17 protein-coding genes and 1 pseudogene are annotated in these 18,913 nt (G+C 61.1%); 11 read left to right on the forward strand and 7 right to left on the reverse strand.

Going from position 1 to position 18,913, the window contains the following annotated elements; all coding sequences use genetic code 11:
• The first annotated feature begins 244 nt into the window (after window positions 1–244).
• The 8 genes from gcl (at window position 245) to JIO00_RS21115 (ending at window position 9,866) form a co-directional block, all read left to right on the forward strand.
• A complete protein-coding gene (gene gcl, locus JIO00_RS21080; RefSeq protein WP_010456878.1) occupies window positions 245–2,020 on the forward strand; it encodes a glyoxylate carboligase in 1,776 nt (591 codons plus the stop codon).
• Between the two features lie 174 nt (window positions 2,021–2,194).
• Window positions 2,195–2,977 (forward strand): hydroxypyruvate isomerase, encoded by a 783-nt coding sequence (gene hyi, locus JIO00_RS21085; protein WP_010456880.1) that lies wholly within the window; start codon window positions 2,195–2,197, stop codon window positions 2,975–2,977.
• A 167-nt stretch (window positions 2,978–3,144) separates the two neighbouring features.
• Window positions 3,145–4,035, forward strand: a complete 891-nt coding sequence (locus JIO00_RS21090; RefSeq protein WP_010456882.1) for a 2-hydroxy-3-oxopropionate reductase — start codon at window positions 3,145–3,147, stop codon at window positions 4,033–4,035.
• 153 nt (window positions 4,036–4,188) lie between these two features.
• The gene (locus JIO00_RS21095) at window positions 4,189–5,469 is read left to right on the forward strand and encodes a glycerate kinase type-2 family protein (protein WP_200666782.1); all 1,281 of its coding nucleotides are present in this window, start codon (window positions 4,189–4,191) and stop codon (window positions 5,467–5,469) included.
• Window positions 5,459–6,874 carry a pyruvate kinase gene (gene pyk / locus JIO00_RS21100; RefSeq protein ID WP_010456886.1) on the forward strand — a complete coding sequence of 472 codons (1,416 nt, stop codon included), beginning with the start codon at window positions 5,459–5,461 and terminating at the stop codon, window positions 6,872–6,874. The genes JIO00_RS21095 and pyk overlap by 11 nt, the downstream gene beginning before the upstream one ends.
• A gap of 139 nt (window positions 6,875–7,013) precedes the next feature.
• Complete coding sequence (locus JIO00_RS21105) at window positions 7,014–7,928, forward strand: urea transporter (RefSeq protein WP_154505075.1); 915 nt, start codon at window positions 7,014–7,016, stop codon at window positions 7,926–7,928.
• Window positions 7,929–7,949: 21 nt separating this feature from the next.
• Entirely contained in the window at window positions 7,950–8,774 is an 825-nt protein-coding gene (locus tag JIO00_RS21110) for an ion transporter (RefSeq protein WP_010456890.1), read from the forward strand.
• 93 nt (window positions 8,775–8,867) lie between these two features.
• On the forward strand, window positions 8,868–9,866 hold the full coding sequence (locus tag JIO00_RS21115) for a sulfate ABC transporter substrate-binding protein (protein WP_010456892.1): 999 nt from the start codon (window positions 8,868–8,870) through the stop codon (window positions 9,864–9,866).
• A 192-nt stretch (window positions 9,867–10,058) separates the two neighbouring features.
• Here the strand turns inward: JIO00_RS21115 and JIO00_RS21120 are convergent, their stop codons facing one another.
• Window positions 10,059–10,688, reverse strand: a complete 630-nt coding sequence (locus tag JIO00_RS21120; protein WP_010456894.1) for a DUF5666 domain-containing protein — start codon at window positions 10,686–10,688, stop codon at window positions 10,059–10,061.
• A 234-nt stretch (window positions 10,689–10,922) separates the two neighbouring features.
• On the opposite strand from JIO00_RS21120, the gene JIO00_RS21125 reads away from it, so the two are divergent.
• Window positions 10,923–12,128: an MFS transporter gene (locus tag JIO00_RS21125; protein ID WP_010456896.1), complete on the forward strand. Its 1,206-nt coding sequence runs from the start codon at window positions 10,923–10,925 to the stop codon at window positions 12,126–12,128.
• A 97-nt stretch (window positions 12,129–12,225) separates the two neighbouring features.
• Here the strand turns inward: JIO00_RS21125 and JIO00_RS21130 are convergent.
• Window positions 12,226–12,396: pseudogene (locus JIO00_RS21130) on the reverse strand (type II toxin-antitoxin system HicB family antitoxin); the annotation flags it as partial.
• A gap of 185 nt (window positions 12,397–12,581) precedes the next feature.
• On the opposite strand from JIO00_RS21130, the gene JIO00_RS21135 reads away from it, so the two are divergent.
• Together JIO00_RS21135 and JIO00_RS21140 are read left to right on the forward strand one after the other, a co-directional pair.
• On the forward strand, window positions 12,582–13,301 hold the full coding sequence (locus JIO00_RS21135) for an SDR family oxidoreductase (RefSeq protein ID WP_010456900.1): 720 nt from the start codon (window positions 12,582–12,584) through the stop codon (window positions 13,299–13,301).
• Window positions 13,302–13,353: 52 nt separating this feature from the next.
• Window positions 13,354–14,241, forward strand: a complete 888-nt coding sequence (locus JIO00_RS21140; protein ID WP_200666783.1) for a LysR family transcriptional regulator — start codon at window positions 13,354–13,356, stop codon at window positions 14,239–14,241.
• Window positions 14,242–14,304: 63 nt separating this feature from the next.
• On the opposite strand, the gene JIO00_RS21145 is transcribed toward JIO00_RS21140, so the two are convergent.
• The 5 genes from JIO00_RS21145 to JIO00_RS21165 are packed head-to-tail and all read right to left on the reverse strand — an operon-like array spanning window position 14,305 to window position 18,910.
• Window positions 14,305–14,709, reverse strand: a complete 405-nt coding sequence (locus tag JIO00_RS21145; protein WP_010456904.1) for a hypothetical protein — start codon at window positions 14,707–14,709, stop codon at window positions 14,305–14,307.
• A gap of 14 nt (window positions 14,710–14,723) precedes the next feature.
• Complete coding sequence (gene ccmI, locus JIO00_RS21150; RefSeq protein ID WP_200666785.1) at window positions 14,724–15,926, reverse strand: c-type cytochrome biogenesis protein CcmI; 1,203 nt, start codon at window positions 15,924–15,926, stop codon at window positions 14,724–14,726.
• Window positions 15,919–16,392: a cytochrome c-type biogenesis protein gene (locus JIO00_RS21155; protein WP_010456908.1), complete on the reverse strand. Its 474-nt coding sequence runs from the start codon at window positions 16,390–16,392 to the stop codon at window positions 15,919–15,921. Before JIO00_RS21155 ends, ccmI begins: the two co-directional genes overlap by 8 nt.
• On the reverse strand, window positions 16,389–16,925 hold the full coding sequence (locus JIO00_RS21160; RefSeq protein ID WP_200666787.1) for a DsbE family thiol:disulfide interchange protein: 537 nt from the start codon (window positions 16,923–16,925) through the stop codon (window positions 16,389–16,391). The genes JIO00_RS21155 and JIO00_RS21160 overlap by 4 nt, the downstream gene beginning before the upstream one ends.
• Window positions 16,922–18,910, reverse strand: a complete 1,989-nt coding sequence (locus JIO00_RS21165) for a heme lyase CcmF/NrfE family subunit (protein WP_010456911.1) — start codon at window positions 18,908–18,910, stop codon at window positions 16,922–16,924. Before JIO00_RS21165 ends, JIO00_RS21160 begins: the two co-directional genes overlap by 4 nt.
• Window positions 18,911–18,913 lie beyond the last annotated feature (3 nt).

Consider the following 18,913-nt stretch of genomic DNA (forward strand, 5'->3'; position numbering starts at 1 on the left):
GGGAAAGCCAGTGGACTGCGCGCTTGCGTCGCAGTCCGATGCAACAAATAGAACACAATGAGTTATTTTTTTGTATACAATAATCATCGAAAAGCGCCACATGCGACGAAAAGCCACAGCAGAACGGGCTTCCGACGAATGAAACAGTCGCTTGAGAAAATGGATTGACCTGCGCCGTCCGCCGTGAATACACTCTGCGCAAAGCCACTTGTATACAATTACAAAACGTAAGAGGCACAAAACCATGAGCAAAATGAGAGCAATCGAAGCCGCCGTTCTGGTGATGCGCCGTGAAGGGGTTGATACCGCTTTTGGCATCCCGGGCGCCGCGATCAACCCGCTGTACTCCGCCTTGCAGAAGGTTGGTGGCATCGATCACGTCCTCGCGCGCCACGTTGAAGGTGCCTCGCACATGGCCGAGGGCTACACCCGCACCAAGGCCGGCAACATCGGCGTGTGCATCGGCACCTCCGGCCCGGCCGGCACCGACATGGTCACCGGGCTCTACAGCGCCTCGGCCGACTCGATCCCGATTCTTTGCATTACCGGCCAGGCCCCCCGCGCCCGTATGCACAAGGAAGACTTCCAGGCTGTCGACATCACCGCGATCGTCAAACCAGTGACCAAGTGGGCAACCACCGTCATGGAACCGGGCCAGGTGCCTTACGCGTTTCAGAAAGCCTTCTATGAAATGCGCTCCGGCCGTCCAGGCCCGGTGCTGATCGACTTGCCGTTCGACGTGCAGATGGCTGAAATCGAATTCGACATCGATGCCTACCAACCACTGCCGCTGGCCAAGCCAACCGCTAACCGTGTGCAAATCGAGAAGGCCTTGGCCATGCTCGATCAGGCCGAGCGTCCATTGCTGGTGGCCGGTGGCGGCATCATCAATGCCGATGCCAGCGAGTTGCTGGTGGAATTCGCCGAGCTGACCGGTATCCCGGTGATCCCGACCCTGATGGGCTGGGGCACCATCCCGGACGATCACCCGCTGATGGTCGGCATGGTCGGCTTGCAGACGTCGCACCGTTACGGCAACGCCACCCTGCTCAAGTCCGACGTGGTGTTGGGCGTCGGTAACCGTTGGGCCAACCGCCACACCGGTTCGATCGATGTGTACACCGAAGGCCGCAAGTTCATTCACGTCGACATCGAGCCGACGCAAATCGGCCGCGTATTCAACCCGGACCTGGGCATCGTCTCCGACGCCGCGGCCGCGTTGACCGTGTTCATCGAAGTCGCTCGCGAATGGCAAGCCGCCGGCAAGCTGAAAAACCGCAGCGCCTGGCTGCAAGACTGCCAGCAGCGCAAAGCCAGCCTGCAGCGCAAGACTCACTTCGACAACGTGCCGGTCAAGCCGCAACGGGTTTACGAAGAGATGAACCAGGTGTTCGGCAAAGACACCTGTTACGTCAGCACCATCGGCCTGTCGCAGATTGCCGGCGCGCAGTTCCTGCACGTCTACAAGCCTCGTCACTGGATCAACTGCGGCCAGGCCGGCCCGTTGGGCTGGACCATTCCGGCAGCACTGGGCGTGGTCAAGGCCGATCCGACCCGTAAGGTCGTGGCGCTGTCGGGCGACTATGATTTCCAGTTCATGATCGAGGAATTGGCGGTGGGCGCGCAGTTCAAGCTGCCGTACATCCACGTTGTGGTCAACAATTCGTACCTGGGGCTGATTCGTCAGGCCCAGCGCGGTTTCGACATGGACTACTGCGTACAGCTGTCCTTCGATAACCTGAACGCCCCGGAACTCAACGGTTACGGTGTCGACCACGTCGCGGTGGCCGAGGGCCTCGGTTGCAAGGCGCTGCGGGTGTTCGAACCGGGTCAGATCCAGCCTGCCCTACGCAAGGCTCAAGAGCTGATCGAAGAGTTCAAGGTGCCGGTGATCGTCGAGATTATTCTGGAGCGCGTGACCAACATTTCCATGGGCACCGAGATCAACGCCGTCAATGAATTCGAAGACCTGGCGCTGGTCGGCAACGACGCGCCAACGGCGATTTCGCTGCTCGATTAACTGCTGATCGTTCCCACTGTGGGAGCGCGCCTGTGTGGCGAGGGAGCTTGCTCCCGCTGGGTCGCGAAGCGGCCCCAAAAGCTTTGCGACTGCTTCGCAGCCGAGCGGGAGCAAGCTCCCTCGCCACACAGGCTCGTACCCACAGGGGACTGCACAAATTTACGGGAGACCACCATGCCGCGTTTCGCAGCCAACCTGTCCATGCTGTTCACTGAGCAGGATTTTCTTGCCCGTTTCGAAGCGGCCGCCAAGGCCGGCTTCAGTGGTGTCGAGTACCTGTTCCCCTACGACTTCAGCTCTGCCGAGATCAAGGCCAAGCTCGACGCCAACGGCCTGACCCAAGTGCTGTTCAACCTGCCGGCCGGTGACTGGGCAAAGGGCGAACGCGGTATCGCGTGCCTGCCGGACCGGGTTGAAGAGTTCCGCGCCGGTGTCGATCTGGCAATCGCTTACGCGAAAGTGTTGGGCAACACCCAGGTCAACTGCCTGGCGGGTATTCGTCCACAAGGTGTCGACGATGCCACCGTGGAAAAAACCTTCGTCGCCAACCTCAAGTACGCCGCCGACAAGCTGCAAGCGGCGGGCATCAAACTGGTGATGGAAGCGATCAACACCCGCGACATCCCGGGTTTCTACCTGAACAACACGGCGCAAGCCCTGTCGATTCGCGAACAGGTCGGCAGCGCCAATCTGTTCCTGCAATACGACATCTATCACATGCAAATCATGGAGGGCGACCTGGCCCGCACCATGGCTGCGCACCTGGGCGAGATCAACCACATCCAGTTGGCCGACAACCCGGGGCGCAACGAACCGGGCACCGGTGAAATCAACTACCGCTTCCTGTTCGAACACTTGGACCGCATCGGTTATCAGGGTTGGGTTGGTTGTGAATACAAACCGCTGACCACCACTGAAGCGGGCCTGGGCTGGCTGAAAACCCACAACGCGATCTGATACCGCGTCATCGTTCTTCGCGGGCAAGCCTCGTTCCTACAGGATCAGGTTGATACGCAACAGGGCGACAGACACGTACCCGTAGGAGCGAGGCTCGCCCGCGAAGGCGCCCTCGCCGACACCCAAGAATTTTGCGAACAGAGCAATAAAAACAAGAGGAATTTCTCATGGCTAAAATCGGATTTATCGGCACCGGCATCATGGGCCACCCAATGGCGTTGAACCTGCAGAAAGCCGGTCACAGCCTGTTCCTGTCGGCGCACCACGATGCCGCCCCGGCCGACCTGATTGCCGGTGGCGCCGTCGCCCTGGCGAACCCGAAAGAAGTCGCCCAGGAAGCTGAAGTCATCATCATCATGGTGCCGGATACCCCGCAGGTCGACGACGTGCTGTTCCGCGCCGATGGCGTTGCGGCCGGCGTGGGCAAAGGCAAAATCGTTATCGACATGAGCTCGATCTCGCCGACGGCTACCAAGGCCTTCGCGGCCAAGGTCAACGAAAAAGGCGCTCAATACCTTGATGCGCCAGTGTCCGGCGGTGAAGTCGGCGCCAAGGCCGCGACCCTGAGCATCATGGTCGGCGGTGATGCCGATGCCTTCGAACGCGCGCTGCCGCTGTTCCAGGCCATGGGCAAGAACATCACCCTGGTCGGTGGTAACGGCGACGGTCAGACCGCGAAAGTGGCGAACCAGATCATCGTCGCGCTGAACATTCAGGCCGTGGCCGAAGCACTGCTGTTCGCCGCGAAAAACGGTGCCGATCCCGCCAAGGTCCGTGAAGCGCTGATGGGTGGTTTCGCCTCCTCGAAGATCCTCGAAGTGCACGGCGAGCGCATGATCAAAGGCACCTTCGACCCGGGCTTCCGCATCAGCCTGCACCAGAAGGACCTGAACCTGGCTCTGCAAGGTGCCAAAGAGCTGAACATCAACCTGCCGAACACCGCCAACGCCCAGCAAGTGTTCAGCACCTGCGCAGCCATCGGCGGTAGCAACTGGGACCACTCGGCGCTGATCAAGGGCCTGGAACACATGGCGAACTTCTCGATTCGCGATAAGTAAGCCCTGCCCAAAACCCTGTGGGAGCGAGCCTGCTCGCGAAAGCGGTTTCACATTCAACATCTATGTTGGCTGACACACCGCATTCGCTAGCAGGTTAGCTCCCACAGGGATCTGAGTTGCACCTTCAAATAACAAGAATTCCGGGAGCCCGCCATGTCGGTCGATCCGCAACAATTCCTGCGCGAGCTGTTCGCCACAGCCATCGACGCCGCCCATCCGCAGCAAGTCCTCGAAGCCCATTTGCCCACAGATCGCAGCGGTCGGGTGATTGTCATTGGCGCCGGCAAAGCCGCGGCCGCCATGGCGCAGGTGGTCGAGCGTTGCTGGCAGGGTGAAGTCAGCGGTCTGGTGGTCACCCGTTACGGCCACGGCGCCCCGTGCGAAAAAATCGAAGTCGTCGAAGCGGCTCACCCGGTGCCGGACGCAGCCGGTCAAGCCGTCGCCAAGCGCGTGTTTGAACTGGTCAGTAACCTGAGCGAAGACGACCGCGTGATCTTCCTGCTCTCGGGCGGCGGTTCTGCCCTGCTGGCCTTGCCGGCCGCCGGCATCACCCTCGCCGACAAGCAGTCGATCAACAAAGCCCTGCTCAAGTCTGGCGCGACCATCGGCGAGATGAATTGCGTGCGCAAGCACCTCTCGGCGATCAAGGGCGGCCGCCTCGGCAAGGCCTGCTGGCCGGCCACTGTTTATACCTACGCGATTTCCGATGTGCCGGGCGACCTCCCCACCGTCATCGCCTCCGGCCCCACCGTGGCCGACCCGAGCACGTCGGCCGAAGCCCTGGCGATCCTCAAACGCTACGGCATCGACGTCCCTGCCTCGGTCCGAACCTGGCTGCAGAGCCCGGAATCGGAGACGGTCAAGCCCGGCGATCCGAGCCTGGCGCGCAGCCATTTCCAACTGATCGCCCGCCCCCAGCAATCGCTTGAAGCAGCAGCCGTGAAAGCGCGCCAGGCCGGTTTCAGCCCGCTGATCCTCGGCGACCTGGAAGGCGAATCCCGCGAAGTGGCCAAGGTTCATGCCGGCATCGCCCGGCAAGTGGTCCTGCATGGCCAACCATTGGCGGCGCCCTGCGTGATTTTGTCGGGCGGCGAAACCACCGTCACCGTGCGCGGCAATGGCCGTGGCGGGCGCAACGCCGAATTCCTGCTGAGTCTGACCGACAGCCTCAAAGGCCTGCCCGGTGTCTACGCCCTGGCCGGTGACACCGACGGCATCGACGGTTCCGAAGACAACGCCGGCGCGATCATGACCCCGGACAGCTACGCCCGCGCCGCCGCTCTCGGCCTGAGCGCCAGCGACGAGTTGGACAACAACAATGGCTACGGCTATTTCGAGGCGCTGGACGCATTGATCGTCACCGAACCGACCCGCACCAACGTCAACGACTTCCGCGCCATCCTGATCCTCGAGAGCCCTAACAATGACGCCTGATAAAAAGGTCAAAATCCTCGCCACCCTTGGCCCTGCCACCGATGGGATCGATGACATCCGTGAGCTGGTGCAGGCCGGGGTCAACATCTTTCGCCTGAACTTCAGCCACGGCGATCACGCTGACCACGCGCAGCGCTATCAGTGGATTCGTGAAGTCGAGCGCCAGCTCAATTACCCCTTGGGCATTCTGATGGACCTGCAAGGCCCGAAGCTGCGGGTCGGCAAATTCGCCGAGGGCAAGGTGCAACTGCATCGCGGCCAGGCCCTGCGCCTGGACCTCGACCCGACGCCGGGCGATCAGCGCCGGGTCAACCTGCCGCATCCGGAAATCATCGCCGCACTCGAGCCCGGCATGGACCTGCTGCTGGACGACGGCAAGCTGCGTCTGCGCGTGGTCACCAAGTACGCCGACGCCATTGACACCACGGTGCTCAACGGCGGCGAACTCTCGGACCGCAAAGGCGTGAACGTGCCCCAAGCGGTGCTGGAACTGAGCCCGCTGACCGCCAAGGATCGCCGCGATTTGAGCTTCGGTCTGGAGCTGGGTGTGGACTGGGTTGCGCTGTCGTTCGTGCAGCGTCCTGAAGACATCCGCGAAGCCCGCGAACTGATCGGCGACAAGGCGTTCTTGATGGCCAAGATCGAGAAGCCATCGGCGGTGACTCAGCTGCGGGAAATCGCCGAGTTGAGCGATGCGATCATGGTCGCTCGCGGTGACCTGGGCGTGGAAGTGCCGGCGGAAAGCGTGCCGCAGATCCAGAAAAACATCATCAGCCTCTGCCGCGAACTCGGCAAACCGGTGGTGGTGGCGACGCAGATGCTCGAATCGATGCGCTTCTCCCCGGCCCCGACCCGCGCCGAAGTCACGGATGTGGCCAACGCCGTGGCTGAAGGGGCCGATGCGGTGATGCTGTCGGCGGAAACCGCCTCGGGCGAGTACCCGCTGGAAGCCGTGCAAATGATGAGCAAGATCATTCGCCAAGTGGAAAACGGCCCGGATTATCAGGCGCAACTGGACGTGAGCCGGCCGAAGGCCGAGGCGACGGTTTCCGATGCGATCAGCTGTGCGATTCGTCGCATCAGTAACGTGCTGCCGGTGGCGGTGCTGGTGAACTACAGCGAGTCCGGGACGTCGAGCCTGCGTGCGGCGCGGGAACGGCCGACGGTGCCGATCCTGAACCTGACGCCGAACCTGCAGACCGCACGCCGCTTGACCGTGGCGTGGGGCGTGCACTCGGTGGTCAATGACAGGCTGCGGCAAGTGGATGAAGTGTGTTCGACGGCGCTGGAGATCGCGCAGGCCCAAGGCATGGCGCAACGCGGGGATACCTTGTTGATCACGGCCGGTGTGCCGTTTGGGCAACCGGGGTCGACTAACTCGTTGCGTATCGAGACCTTGATTTAGCGTCCTTACCGGCCTTTTCGCGGGCAAGCCTCGCTCCTACAGGATTTGCGTGATCCCGATATTTGGCACGATGCAAACCCTGTAGGAGCGAGGCTTGCCCGCGAAGAACGATTACTCGCGCCTCCTGACTCACAAAAAAATGCCTGCCAACCACTTCAACACCCACTGCCCCGATTGGGCGACTGCCCTGCTCAATGGTTTCAGTCAGATCTTCCTCCAGCGCCATCCGCTGTTTGGTCTGCTGTGCCTGTTGGCGATTCTTTTCACCGCACCTACCCTGCTCGGCGGTGCGCTGCTGGGCGGCGTCGCCGGGTTGCTCACCGCGCAACGACGCGGTTACGCCAAGGCCGATCGTCAGGCCGGACTGTTCAGTTACAACGGTGTCTTGCTCGGTCTTTTGCTGAGCCTGTATTTCCCTTGGTCAGCACTGTTGCCGCCGCTGATCATTGCTGCGGGCGGACTGAGTGCGATGCTGACTCAGCAATGGCTCAAACGCGTCCGGGTCAGCCATTACCTGCCTGCCTATACGGCGCCCTTCGTTGGGTTGGGCTGGGTGCTTCTGTGCTTCGCCACTCCCTCGACAAAAGCGCATCTGATCGAAATCAACACGCTGAACATGCTCGCCGCACCGTTCAAAGGCTTCGGCCAGGTGATGTTCCTCGGTCATCCGCTGGCCGGGGCGATGATTGCCGTGGGTTTGCTGATCGCTGATCGTCGCGCCTTTTGCTGGGCGTTATTGGCGTCTGTCGCGGGCATGGGCTGGAGCCTGCTGCATCACGACGCTTACAGCGCATTGATCGGCCTCGGTGGCTATAACGCCGTACTCACCGCCCTCGCCTTGAGCTCGCTGCGCCAGCAGCCGTGGCTGCCGCTGGCTGGCATCGCATCAGCGTTGTTGCTGACGCCGGTGTTTTCCGCCATCGGTCTGCCGACGCTGACCGCGCCGTTCATCCTCGCCTGCTGGCTGGTCCGCACGGTTGTTCAACTGCTCGGCATCACCGCTGTCACCCGTGCGCCTTGCGCTATTGAGGAGAATCAACCTAGGCTTCGCTGATCATTGGTTCAGGCGGTATCCATGGACAGCAGCAAAAACTGGCGTGAAGAGCTTTACGTCATGGTTTTCCAAAGCGACACCAAGGCGGGGCGGCGCTTCGACGGCATCCTGCTGTTGATTATCCTCGCCAGCATCGTGATTGTGATGCTCGACAGCATCGACACGGTCCACAAGAACTACGCCGACGTGCTGGCGTACATCGAGTGGGGCTTCACCGTCATCTTCGCCATCGAATATGGCTTGCGCCTTTACTGCTCGCCCAAGCCGCTACGCTATGCGTTCAGCTTTTACGGGCTGGTGGATCTGCTGGCGATCGTGCCCGGTATCCTGGCGCTGTATTACGCCGATGCGCAGTACCTGCTGATCATCCGGATCATCCGGATGCTGCGGATTTTCCGCGTGCTCAAGCTCAGCCCCTACCTCAAGCAAGCCAACTATTTGATGTCGGCGCTGCGCGGCAGCAAGCAGAAGATCGTGGTGTTTCTGGTCAGCGTCTGCACGCTGGTGACGGTGTTCGGCACGTTGATGTACGTGATCGAAGGCCCGGAACACGGCTTCACCAGCATTCCCAAAGGCATCTACTGGGCGATCGTCACGCTGACCACGGTGGGCTTCGGTGACATCGTGCCCAAGACGCCGTTAGGCCAGGTGATTTCATCGCTGGTAATGATCACCGGTTACTCGATCATCGCCGTGCCGACCGGTATTTTCACCGCCGAACTGGCCAATGCCATGCGTGGTGAACAGCTGCAACACGACTGCCCGGTGTGCAAGAAAACCAGTCACGAACACGGTGCGGCATTCTGCTCACGGTGTGGCAACGCTCTGTTTAAGAAACGAGAATAAGCAAAGAGCTTTTTAATCTTTAAGGGTCTATGCGAGCCCGGCTATAGTCGCTGGCAAATTGCCTCACTTTTAAATCAGAACAAGGACTGCGCAGTGAAAAAACTCTTTGGCGCCTCACTTCTGGCCGCTGGCCTGGCATTGACCAGCGTGGCTCAGGCCGCACCGACCCTGCTCAACGTTTCCTACGACGTGATGCGCGATTTCTACAAGGACTACAACACTGCGTTCCAGAAACACTGGCAAGCCGAGCACAACGAGAACATCACCCTGCAGATGTCCTTCGGCGGCTCCAGCAAACAGGCGCGTTCGGTGATCGATGGCCTGCCGGCTGACGTCATCACCATGAACATGGCCACCGACATCAACGCCCTGGCGGACAACGGCAAACTGATCCCGGACAACTGGGTCACCCGCCTGCCGAACAACAGCGCACCGTTCACCTCGGCCACCGTGTTCATCGTCCGCAAAGGCAACCCGAAAGCCCTGAAAGACTGGCCCGACCTGCTCAAGGACGGCGTGCAAGTGATCGTGCCGAACCCGAAGACCTCGGGTAACGGTCGCTACACCTACCTGTCTGCCTGGGGGTATGTGCTGAAAAACGGCGGTGACGAGAACAAGGCCAAGGATTTCGTCGGCAAGCTGTTCAAGCAAGCGCCGGTGCTGGATACCGGTGGCCGTGCCGCGACGACCACGTTCATGACCAACCAGCTCGGTGACGTGCTGGTGACCTTCGAAAACGAAGCGGAAATGATCGCCCGTGAGTTTGGTCGTGACCAGTTTGAAGTGATCTACCCAAGCGTCTCCGCTGAAGCCGAGCCGCCGGTGTCGGTGGTCGACAAAACCGTCGACAAAAAAGGCACCCGCGCCGCGGCCGAGGAATACCTGAAGTACCTGTGGTCCCCGGAAGGTCAGGAAATTGCAGCGGCCAACTACCTGCGTCCGCGTGACCCGGCGGTGCTGGCCAAGTACACCGATCGCTTCCCGAAAGTGGACTTCCTGTCGGTGGAGAAGACCTTTGGTGACTGGCGCACCGTGCAGAAGACCCACTTCAATGATGGCGGGGTCTTTGATCAGATCTACAGCGGCCAGTAATTCCTGAGCCCAACGAGAAAGGCGACCTGAGAAGGTCGCCTTTCTCGTGGTCGAACACAAAAACCCAAGTTCACTGAAGATCCCCTGTAGGAGTGAGCCTGCTCACGATAGCGAAGTGTCATTCAACATTGATATCAACTGACATTCCGCTATCGCGAGCAGGCTCACTCCTACAAGGTTTTTGCCCTGCCTTCACATCGGTGGGGTAACGCCATCCTTGCCCGCAGAGATCGATTGCGCAGTCAGTGTCCCGTCTGCACTTTGGGTGACGAATGTCACGATCTTCACCCCCACCTTCAGCAAACTCCTGTCCCCCGGCATCAAATTCACGATCGGCACATCCTCCGGCACCAGGATCTTCTGCTGCCCGCCCTTGTAGTTGACGGTCAACATCCGGCCATTGCTGACCACCAGATCGCCCACGCTGCCATTGGTCATGCTACTGCCCTTGACCAGATCGAACGGCCGATGCCCGTCGCCGCTGCCCGCCAGTTCCGGTGGAAAGACGTGGACTTCCAGCGCCTTCAAGGTGCCATCGTCTTGCGGAATGGCCGCCGATCCAACGTAGCTGCCGGGTTTGATGTCTTCGATATTGGCCAAGGTAACGGCGCGGACTTTGGTGTCGTTGGTCAGATTGATTACCACGTTTTCGCCAGTGTTGACGTGGACTTTCAAGACGTCGGGGCTGACCCCAGTGATCTCGCCGCGCACGCCAATGCGCAGGCCCGGCGCGTCGGCGGCCTGGGCCAGACCCGCCGTGACCAGGCCGACCAAGGTAACCACTGAAGCACCGCGTATTAGGTGACGAAACATCGCATTCATGGAAGTGCCTTCCGGTTATGAATCGTGAAGGAGAACATAAGCACGCTATCGAACAGGATGTAAGTGAATGTATCATCGGAGCTCGATATTTTGACGCAAGGTTTATCGATGGACAGCACTCCTGTCCGTCACTCATTCCGCAAAGGAATGATTGCTATCACTCCAATCCCTCTTCTGCCGAATCCGATACCTCTTTAGCCTGCGCGCATTCCCTTCTGTTCAGCGAGACACGTTATGAACCCAGCGACTCAGGTGCCCCACGGCACCGCGACAATGACCAAAGGCATGGTGCTGCTGTTCGCCTTCTGCTGCGGCGCGATTGTGGCCAACATCTACTACGCCCAGCCGATCATCGGCCTGATCGCGCCGGACATCGGCCTGACCAGCACCATGGCCAGCCTGATTGTTTCGCTGACCCAGATTGGTTACGCACTTGGCTTGTTCTTCCTGGTGCCGCTGGGTGATCTGCTGGAAAACCGTCGACTGATGATCATCACCACCGTGGTGGCGATTGCCAGCCTGTTGGGCGCGGCGTTTACCGATCAGCCGAACGTGTTTTTGCTGATCTCGTTGCTGGTGGGTTTCAGTTCGGTGTCGGTGCAGATCCTGATTCCGCTGGCGGCGCACCTCGCGCCGGAAGAGTCACGCGGTCGGGTCGTCGGCGGGATCATGGGCGGTTTGCTGCTGGGGATTCTGTTGGCGCGGCCGGTGTCCAGCGTCGTGGCGGACCACTTCGGCTGGCGCGCGATGTTTGTGATCGCGGCGGCGTTGATGGCGGCGATCAGCATCGTGCTGGCGTTGACCATTCCCAAGCGTCAGCCGGATCACAGCGCCTCTTATGGCCAGTTGCTCGGTTCGCTATGGACGCTGCTGCGCCAGCAACCGGTGTTGCGTCAGCGCGCGTTCTACCAGGGTTGCATGTTCGCCACGTTCAGTCTGTTCTGGACCGCCGTGCCGCTGGAGCTGGCGCGCAATCACGGCCTGTCGCAAACCCAGATCGCGATCTTCGCCCTGGTCGGTGCCATCGGTGCGATCGCCGCGCCGATTGCCGGTCGACTGGCCGATGCCGGCCACACCCGCATCGCCTCCTTACTGGCCCTGCTGTTCGCCAGCCTGAGCTTCCTGCCAGCGTTCATCCATCCGGTCTACAGCGTCATCGGTCTCGCGGTCACGGGCGTGGTCCTCGACTTCTGCGTGCAAATGAACATGGTCCTCGGCCAACGCGCGGTCTACGCCCTCGACGCCAAAAGCCGCAGCCGCTTGAATGCGTTGTACATGACCAGCATCTTCATCGGCGGCGCGTTCGGTTCATCGGTGGCCAGCGCAGTGTATGAGCATGGCGGCTGGCTGTGGATCGTGATCGTGGGCAGCGCGTTCCCGCTGTTGGCGTTGTTGCGGTTTTTGAGTGTTTCGCCGAAGGCTGCGTTGGCGGCTGCATAAGGTCAAAAAGCGTCGCGGGCAAGCCACGCGCCCACAGGAATCTGGCTTGCTCGTGACTGATGTGCGACTGATGTTCCGCGCTTCAAATCTTGTTCACCGATGTCGGCACCGGAAGATCCAGCCCCTGTGCTTCCATTTGTTGCAGAAGTATCTGCGCGATTTCGACAGCTGCGTCGTATGCCTCCTCGAACGTATCCCCGGCAGTCACAGCACCCGGGATATCCGGTATTTGAATACCCACTCGATCCTCATTCCCCCAAGCACGAATCCTATAACTTCACCTGAGCGCATTTCGCCCCTGCGGTCAGGATGGATCTCACCTGATTCGTTACCGCCAAGGCCAACCCGGATTACACTCAGCGTCCAAAGCCTGAAGCGATGCTGGATGCGATTCGCGGCTGACCCGTTCAACGGCCGCCCGCCCCGGCGGCCTGTGCTTTCAAGGAGTGTGCAATGACTCGACGTACCTTTCTCATTACCGGTGCCAGCAAAGGCATCGGTCGGGCAGTGGCCGAACATCTGGACCGTGCGGGGCATCGGGTGGTCGGGATTGCCCGGACCCCGGACCTGTCGTTCCCCGGCATTCTGTTTCCGCTGGATTTGAGCGACAGGGCGCTGACCCAGGAAGTGCTGGCGGATCTGTCCAGGACGTATGAATTTGATGGGCTGGTCAACAATGTCGGTCTGGTCCGCCCCCAAGTGTTGGGCGAAATCGACCTCGACACCTTTGATGACGTGATGCGGGTCAACCTGCATTCGGCGTTGCAGGCCACTCAGGCGTTGCTACCAAATATGCGCGCCAAGGGCTGGGGTCGAGTGGTCAATATTTCCAGTCTGACTGTACTCGGTATCACCCAGCGCACGGCCTACGCGGCGGCCAAGGCGGCGTTGATCAGCTTCACCCGCTCCTGGGCGCTGGAACTGGCGCAAACCGGCGTGACCGTGAATGCCGTGGCGCCGGGGCCGACCGAGACCGAGCTGTTTCGCGCCAACAACCCGCCGGGCAGCGAAGGTGAAGCTCGGTATCTGGCGGGTGTGCCGATGGGACGACTGGGGCAGCCACAAGAGATCGCGGCGGCCATTGCGTTTTTGTTGTCCGAGCAAAGCGGGTTTATCACCGGGCAGACTTTGTTTGTCGACGGCGGCTCCTCCATAGGCAAAGCCGCGTTCTGACTCGCCCCCACTGGGGTCTCGACAGTGTTTAGAATCGCAAAAAGGACTTGAGATGGACCGCCTCGGTGCAATGGAAACCTTCGTCTACGTGGTGGAAACCGGCTCGTTTTCCGCCGCCGCCCGGCGCCTGAATATCGGCCAGCCCGCCGTGTCGAAAACCATTGCGCAACTGGAGTCGCGTCTCGCGGTTCGACTGCTGTTGCGCTCGACCCGCGGCCTGACGCCCACCGAAGCCGGGCTGGCCTTTTTCGAACGCGCCAAACGCGCCATCGAAGAAGCCAATGAGGCCGACAACGCAGCACGCGGCGCCGCCAGCGGTCTGACCGGCAACCTGCGGATCTGTGCTGCCGTGACCTTCGGCCGACTGCACATCGTTCCGCACCTCGGGCCGTTTCTCGATCAGAACCCGGACCTGAACATCGACCTGATGCTCGATGACCGCAACGTCAATCTGGTCGAGGAAGGCATCGACATCGCCCTGCGCATGGGCACCCTGAGCGACTCCGGCCTCACCGCTCGTAAAATTGCCGAATGCCGGCGCGTCGTGCTGGGCACCCCCGCCTATTTCGAAAAACACGGTGAGCCCACTTGCCCGACCGACCTGAGCAACCACCAGGCAATCGCCTACACCTTGGGCGGCGGTGGCAACTGGCAGTTCAGCAACGGAACAGATGAGCAGTCAGTCATCATCAGCGGGCGAATCCGCGTCAACGCCGCCGAAGGCCTGCGTGCAGCCGTGCTCGCCCATCAAGGGCTGACCCTGGCGTCGGAATGGATGTTTGCGCCGGAACTGGCCAACGGTGCGGTCAGGGAAGTGATGAAGGAGTGGGCCCTGCCGAATCAGGACCTGTGGGCGGTATTTCCCACCGGCAGAATGGCCAGCGCGAAGGCTCGGGCGTTTGTGGAGTTTGTGCAGGGGTTGATGGCCAAGGAGACCTGAATCACTGGGGATCCTTGCAAACCCCAGACAGCAAAACGGCGATCCGAAGATCGCCGTTTCTGTTTATTCCCCGAATTGCCGCCCCAACCCACCCGGCACACCATGGATATTGGTCTCTTCCCATGGCCCGTCCGGGCTGATCGACCGGCTCCAGCCGTTGTTCCAGCGGTAGTAGGTGCGCTGGCGGTAGAAGGTGTTGGGCTGGTCATCAAGCACGTACACGCCAAGCTTGGCATCCCAATGGCTGTTGCCACCCGGTGGCGGCGCGAAGCTGGCGGAGGTGCGTGGCAAAGGTTTGGCGGGCTTGGCCGGAATGCTCGGCTTGCTCGGTGTCGGTGTGGGGGACGGCGTCGGACGCGGCTGCGACGGCGGGATCGGAGGCAGCCGTTCAGGCGGCTGCGGTTGGACCACACAAGCGCTTAACCCCAAAACCATACTGAGCAGGGTGATACGAGCGATGGTGGTCATAGTGGCGTTTCCTGTCATTTATCCGGGCTGTCGATGGTCAGTTTTTGCGCTGCGGTGGTGCTGCTGGCCAGGGGCTGGCTGCGACCGATCCATTCGCCGGCAGTCGGTTGGCCGGCGCGGGAGATGCGCGCAACCAGTTGGACTTCAGGGAAGTTCGACAGTTTCAACTGCGGCATCATTGCGTCGGCATCGCCCAGTTCGACGGTGGCCGGCAGATCGGCCACGGTCAGGCGTTTGGCGGCCAATGGGGCCGGTGGACCTGAGGTGGCGCGGGCGAAGATGAACACGCTGTCGCCGGGCTGGACCTTGGCTTTGAGCTCAGGTGCCAGATCGACGGTGACCTTAAGCTTCGCTGCCGCTTTGGCCACTGGTGCCTGGGCGACTTTGCCGCCGCTGGCTTCGAGTTTCTCGGTGGCTCGCGTGATCCCGCCTTGCAGCGCGGCACGGGAACTGTCCTCCGGCGGCAGTTGCGCCAACAGGCGATTCCAGTAGTCGATGGCGTCCTGATACCGCTGGCTTTCAAACGCCGCGATGCCCAGCAGGCCAAGGCTGGTGACTTCTTTCGGATCGGCTTTCAGCGCTTCGTCAGTCAACGCCTGAATCTTGTCCGACCACTTTTTGCCATCGGCGAAGTACTGGGCCTGGGCCCATTGGCCGAGCAGTTCCGGCTGACGACCGGCCAGGCTCACCGTGCGCTCGAAGATTTTCGCCGCGTCTCCCGGACGGTCCTGAGCCATGTAGGTGCGACCGAGGAAGTACAAGCCTTCAGCCGAATCCGGCTGTGCCGCGACCGCGCGCTCCAGACGCTGGGTCATCTCTTCCATCGACTGCGGCGCCTGGGCGAATTCGCGAGTCAGTTCAACCTTGTCGCTGGCACCGTAATGCAGGTACAAGCCAAGCCCCAGGACCGGCACCAGAATCGCCGCCAGCAAGGGCAACGGTTTGCCCAGGCGTGCCACGCGCGGTGCCTCGACGCCTTCGGTGTCGGCGAGCAACTCACGGGCAGCTTCGGCGCGACCGGTTTCCAGTTGCGCCGCGTTGAGCACGCCCTCCTCCTGCTCGGTTTGCAACTCAGCCACGCGCTCCTGATACAGCGCAACGTTCAGGGCAGTACGATCCTCTTCAAGCTGTGCACGACGGCCACGCAAAACGGGGATCAGCAGAAAACTCAGGGCAACCAGAAGCAGCAGACCTGCAGCGAGCCAGAAATCAATCATTCTTGGTTTTATCCAACAGGTGGTCGAGGCGCTCACGCTCCTCGGCAGAGAGCTCATCCTTGGTGTCAGCGCGCTGCACGCGACGACGGCGGACGATCACGGCGATGATCACAAAACCGCCCAGCAACAGGCCGGCGGGGCCGAACCAGAGCAGAGCGGTCTTGGCGTTCAGAGCGGGTTTGTAGCGGACGAAATCACCGTAGCGATCAACCATGAAGTCGATGATCTGCTGATTGTCCTTGCCCTCGCCCAACATGCGGAAAATCTCTTTGCGCAGGTCGGCGGCGATCGGTGCGTTGGAATCGGCGATGTCCTGGTTCTGGCACTTGGGGCAACGCAGCTCTTTGGTCAGCTCGCGAAAACGCTCGCGATCGCCTTCTTTGGCGAACTCGTAGGTGTCGATGGCGGCGTGGGCAACACCGGCCATGCTCAAACCCAATACAAGGGCGGCTATCCAGCGCTTCATGGCTTGGCCTCATCGACCAGCGCCTGATACCGGGCCGCCAGTTTTTCGCGCCAGACCTGTTCGTCGATCACCCCGACGAACTTGTCGCGGATGATGCCTTTGGCGTCGATGAAAAAGGTTTCCGGGGCGCCGTAGACACCGAGGTTCAGGCCCAGCGAGCCGTCCGCGTCACTGATCCCCAACTGGTAGGGGTTGTGGAATTCCACCAGCCACTTCTTAGCGTCGGCGTTGACGTCCTTGTAGTTGATGCCATAAATCGTTACGCCCTGCTGGGCCAGCTTGTTCAATACCGGATGCTCGACCTTGCAGGCGATGCACCAGGTGGCCCAGACGTTGACCAGCGCCGGTTTACCGAGAATGTCGGCCTTGGTCAGGGTCTTGTCGCCTTCCACGGTCGGCAGGGAAAACGCCGGGAACGGCTTGCCGATCATCGCCGAAGGCAACTCGGCTGGTTTCAGGTACAACCCGCGGTACAGGAAAACAGCCACCACCAGAAAAATCGCCAGTGGCAACAGCATTAACCAACGTTTCATGCAGTGGCTCCCGACATACCGAGTGCTTCCCGCACGCGGCTTTTTACCTTGACCCGATAACGGCGATCCAGCGCCGCCAGCAACCCACCGAAACCTGTCAGCAGCCCGCCGAACCAGATCCAGCGCACGAACGGCTTGACGTGCACGCGCACGGCCCAGGCGCCATCGCCCAGCGGTTCGCCAAGGGCGACGTAAATGTCACGGGTGAAACCGGCGTCGATCCCGGCTTCGGTCATTACCGAGTTCTGCACGGTGTACAGGCGTTTTTCCGGGTGCAACACGCTGACTTCCTTGCCGCCCTTGATCACCCGGACGGTGCCCTTGTCGGAGGTGAAGTTCGGGCCTTCGTAGTGCTTGGCGCCTTCGAACACGAAGTGATAACCGGCCAGGTCCATGGACTCGCCCGGCGCCAGGCGCAAATCGCGTTCGGCACTGTTCTGGCTCGACAGCACGACGCCAAGAGCGCACACGGCGATGCCCAAGTGCGCGATCTGCATGCCCCAGTAGCTGCGGGTCAGGGTCGGCAGGCCTTTGATCAGGCCTTTGTGGCGGGTCTTGTCGAGGATGTCGCGCACACCGGCCAACAGCACCCAGGCCGCGAGCATGAACGTGGCGAGCACCGCCCAGTTGAAATCGCCATAAGCGACGCCGGCCACCACAGCTAACGCGGCACTGCCAAGCAACACCGGGGTCAGCATGCTTATCAGCCATTTGACCGGGGTGTCTTTCCAGCGCACCAGCATGCCGACGGCCATCACCATCATCAGCAACGCCATCAACGGAATGAACAGCGCGTTGAAGTATGGCGGGCCGACGGACAGCTTGGCGCCGGTCATCGCATCGAGAATCAGCGGATACAAGGTGCCCAGCAGAATCATCGACGCCGCCACCACCAGCACCAGGTTGTTGCCCAGCAGCAGGGTTTCCCGGGACCACAGGTTGAAGCCGACGTGGCTTTTCACCACCGGAGCGCGCAGGGCGAACAGCGTCAGCGAACCGCCGACCACGAACAGCAGGAAAATCAGGATGAACACACCGCGCTCCGGGTCGGAGGCAAAGGCGTGAACCGAGGTCAGCACGCCGGAACGTACCAGGAACGTACCGAGCAAGCTCAACGAGAACGCGGCAATGGCCAGCAATACGGTCCAGCTTTTGAACACGCCCCGTTTTTCCGTGACCGCCAACGAGTGAATCAGCGCCGTACCGACCAGCCAAGGCATGAACGAGGCGTTTTCCACCGGGTCCCAGAACCACCAGCCGCCCCAGCCGAGTTCGTAGTAGGCCCACCACGAACCCAGTGTGATGCCGATCCCGAGGAAAGCCCAGGCAACGATGGTCCATGGACGCGACCAGCGCGCCCACGCCGCATCAAGACGACCGCCCATCAGCGCCGCGATGGCGAAGGCGAAGGCCACGGAGAAACCGACGTAACCCATGTACAGCATCGGTGGGTGAACGATCAGGCCGATGTCTTGCAGCAACGGATTGAGGTCGGCGCCATCGCTGGGCACTTGCGGCAGGATGCGCTTGAACGGGTTGGACGTGAGGATCAGGAACAGCAGGAAACCGGTGCTGATCATGCCCATCACCGCCAGCACCCGGGCCAGCATCACTTGCGGCAACTGCCGGGAGAATACCGACACCGCAAAGGTCCAGCCGCCGAGGATCAAGGCCCAGAGCAGCAGCGAACCTTCGTGAGCGCCCCACACCGCGCTGAACTTGTAGTACCACGGCAAGGCGCTGTTGGAGTTGCTGGCCACGTAAGCGACGGAAAAGTCATCAGCCATGAACGCGTAGGTCAGGCAACCGAAGGCGAACAGCAAAAAGGCGAACTGGCCCCAGGCCGCTGGTTGCGCGAGGCTCATCCACAAACGGTCACCGCGCCAGGCGCCGAGCAACGGCACGATGGCCTGTACCAGCGCGAAACACAGCGCCAGGATCATGGCCAGGTGGCCGAGTTCAGGGATAAACAGTGCGGATGTCATCGA

It is taken from the genome of Pseudomonas sp. SW-3 (genome assembly GCF_016615645.1).
Lineage (GTDB): Bacteria > Pseudomonadota > Gammaproteobacteria > Pseudomonadales > Pseudomonadaceae > Aquipseudomonas > Aquipseudomonas mandelii.

What these genes read in the sequence shown, in the direction of transcription:
- gcl (WP_010456878.1), top strand. Translation starts at nt 245, where the DNA reads ATGAGCAAAATGAGAGCAATCGAAGCCGCCGTTCTGGTGATGCGCCGT.
- hyi (WP_010456880.1), top strand. Translation starts at nt 2,195, where the DNA reads ATGCCGCGTTTCGCAGCCAACCTGTCCATGCTGTTCACTGAGCAGGAT.
- JIO00_RS21090 (WP_010456882.1), top strand. Translation starts at nt 3,145, where the DNA reads ATGGCTAAAATCGGATTTATCGGCACCGGCATCATGGGCCACCCAATG.
- JIO00_RS21095 (WP_200666782.1), top strand. Translation starts at nt 4,189, where the DNA reads ATGTCGGTCGATCCGCAACAATTCCTGCGCGAGCTGTTCGCCACAGCC.
- pyk (WP_010456886.1), top strand. Translation starts at nt 5,459, where the DNA reads ATGACGCCTGATAAAAAGGTCAAAATCCTCGCCACCCTTGGCCCTGCC.
- JIO00_RS21105 (WP_154505075.1), top strand. Translation starts at nt 7,014, where the DNA reads ATGCCTGCCAACCACTTCAACACCCACTGCCCCGATTGGGCGACTGCC.
- JIO00_RS21110 (WP_010456890.1), top strand. Translation starts at nt 7,950, where the DNA reads ATGGACAGCAGCAAAAACTGGCGTGAAGAGCTTTACGTCATGGTTTTC.
- JIO00_RS21120 (WP_010456894.1), bottom strand. Translation starts at nt 10,688, where the DNA reads ATGAATGCGATGTTTCGTCACCTAATACGCGGTGCTTCAGTGGTTACC.
- JIO00_RS21125 (WP_010456896.1), top strand. Translation starts at nt 10,923, where the DNA reads ATGAACCCAGCGACTCAGGTGCCCCACGGCACCGCGACAATGACCAAA.
- JIO00_RS21135 (WP_010456900.1), top strand. Translation starts at nt 12,582, where the DNA reads ATGACTCGACGTACCTTTCTCATTACCGGTGCCAGCAAAGGCATCGGT.
- JIO00_RS21140 (WP_200666783.1), top strand. Translation starts at nt 13,354, where the DNA reads ATGGACCGCCTCGGTGCAATGGAAACCTTCGTCTACGTGGTGGAAACC.
- JIO00_RS21145 (WP_010456904.1), bottom strand. Translation starts at nt 14,709, where the DNA reads ATGACCACCATCGCTCGTATCACCCTGCTCAGTATGGTTTTGGGGTTA.
- ccmI (WP_200666785.1), bottom strand. Translation starts at nt 15,926, where the DNA reads ATGATTGATTTCTGGCTCGCTGCAGGTCTGCTGCTTCTGGTTGCCCTG.
- JIO00_RS21155 (WP_010456908.1), bottom strand. Translation starts at nt 16,392, where the DNA reads ATGAAGCGCTGGATAGCCGCCCTTGTATTGGGTTTGAGCATGGCCGGT.
- JIO00_RS21160 (WP_200666787.1), bottom strand. Translation starts at nt 16,925, where the DNA reads ATGAAACGTTGGTTAATGCTGTTGCCACTGGCGATTTTTCTGGTGGTG.
- JIO00_RS21165 (WP_010456911.1), bottom strand. Translation starts at nt 18,910, where the DNA reads ATGACATCCGCACTGTTTATCCCTGAACTCGGCCACCTGGCCATGATC.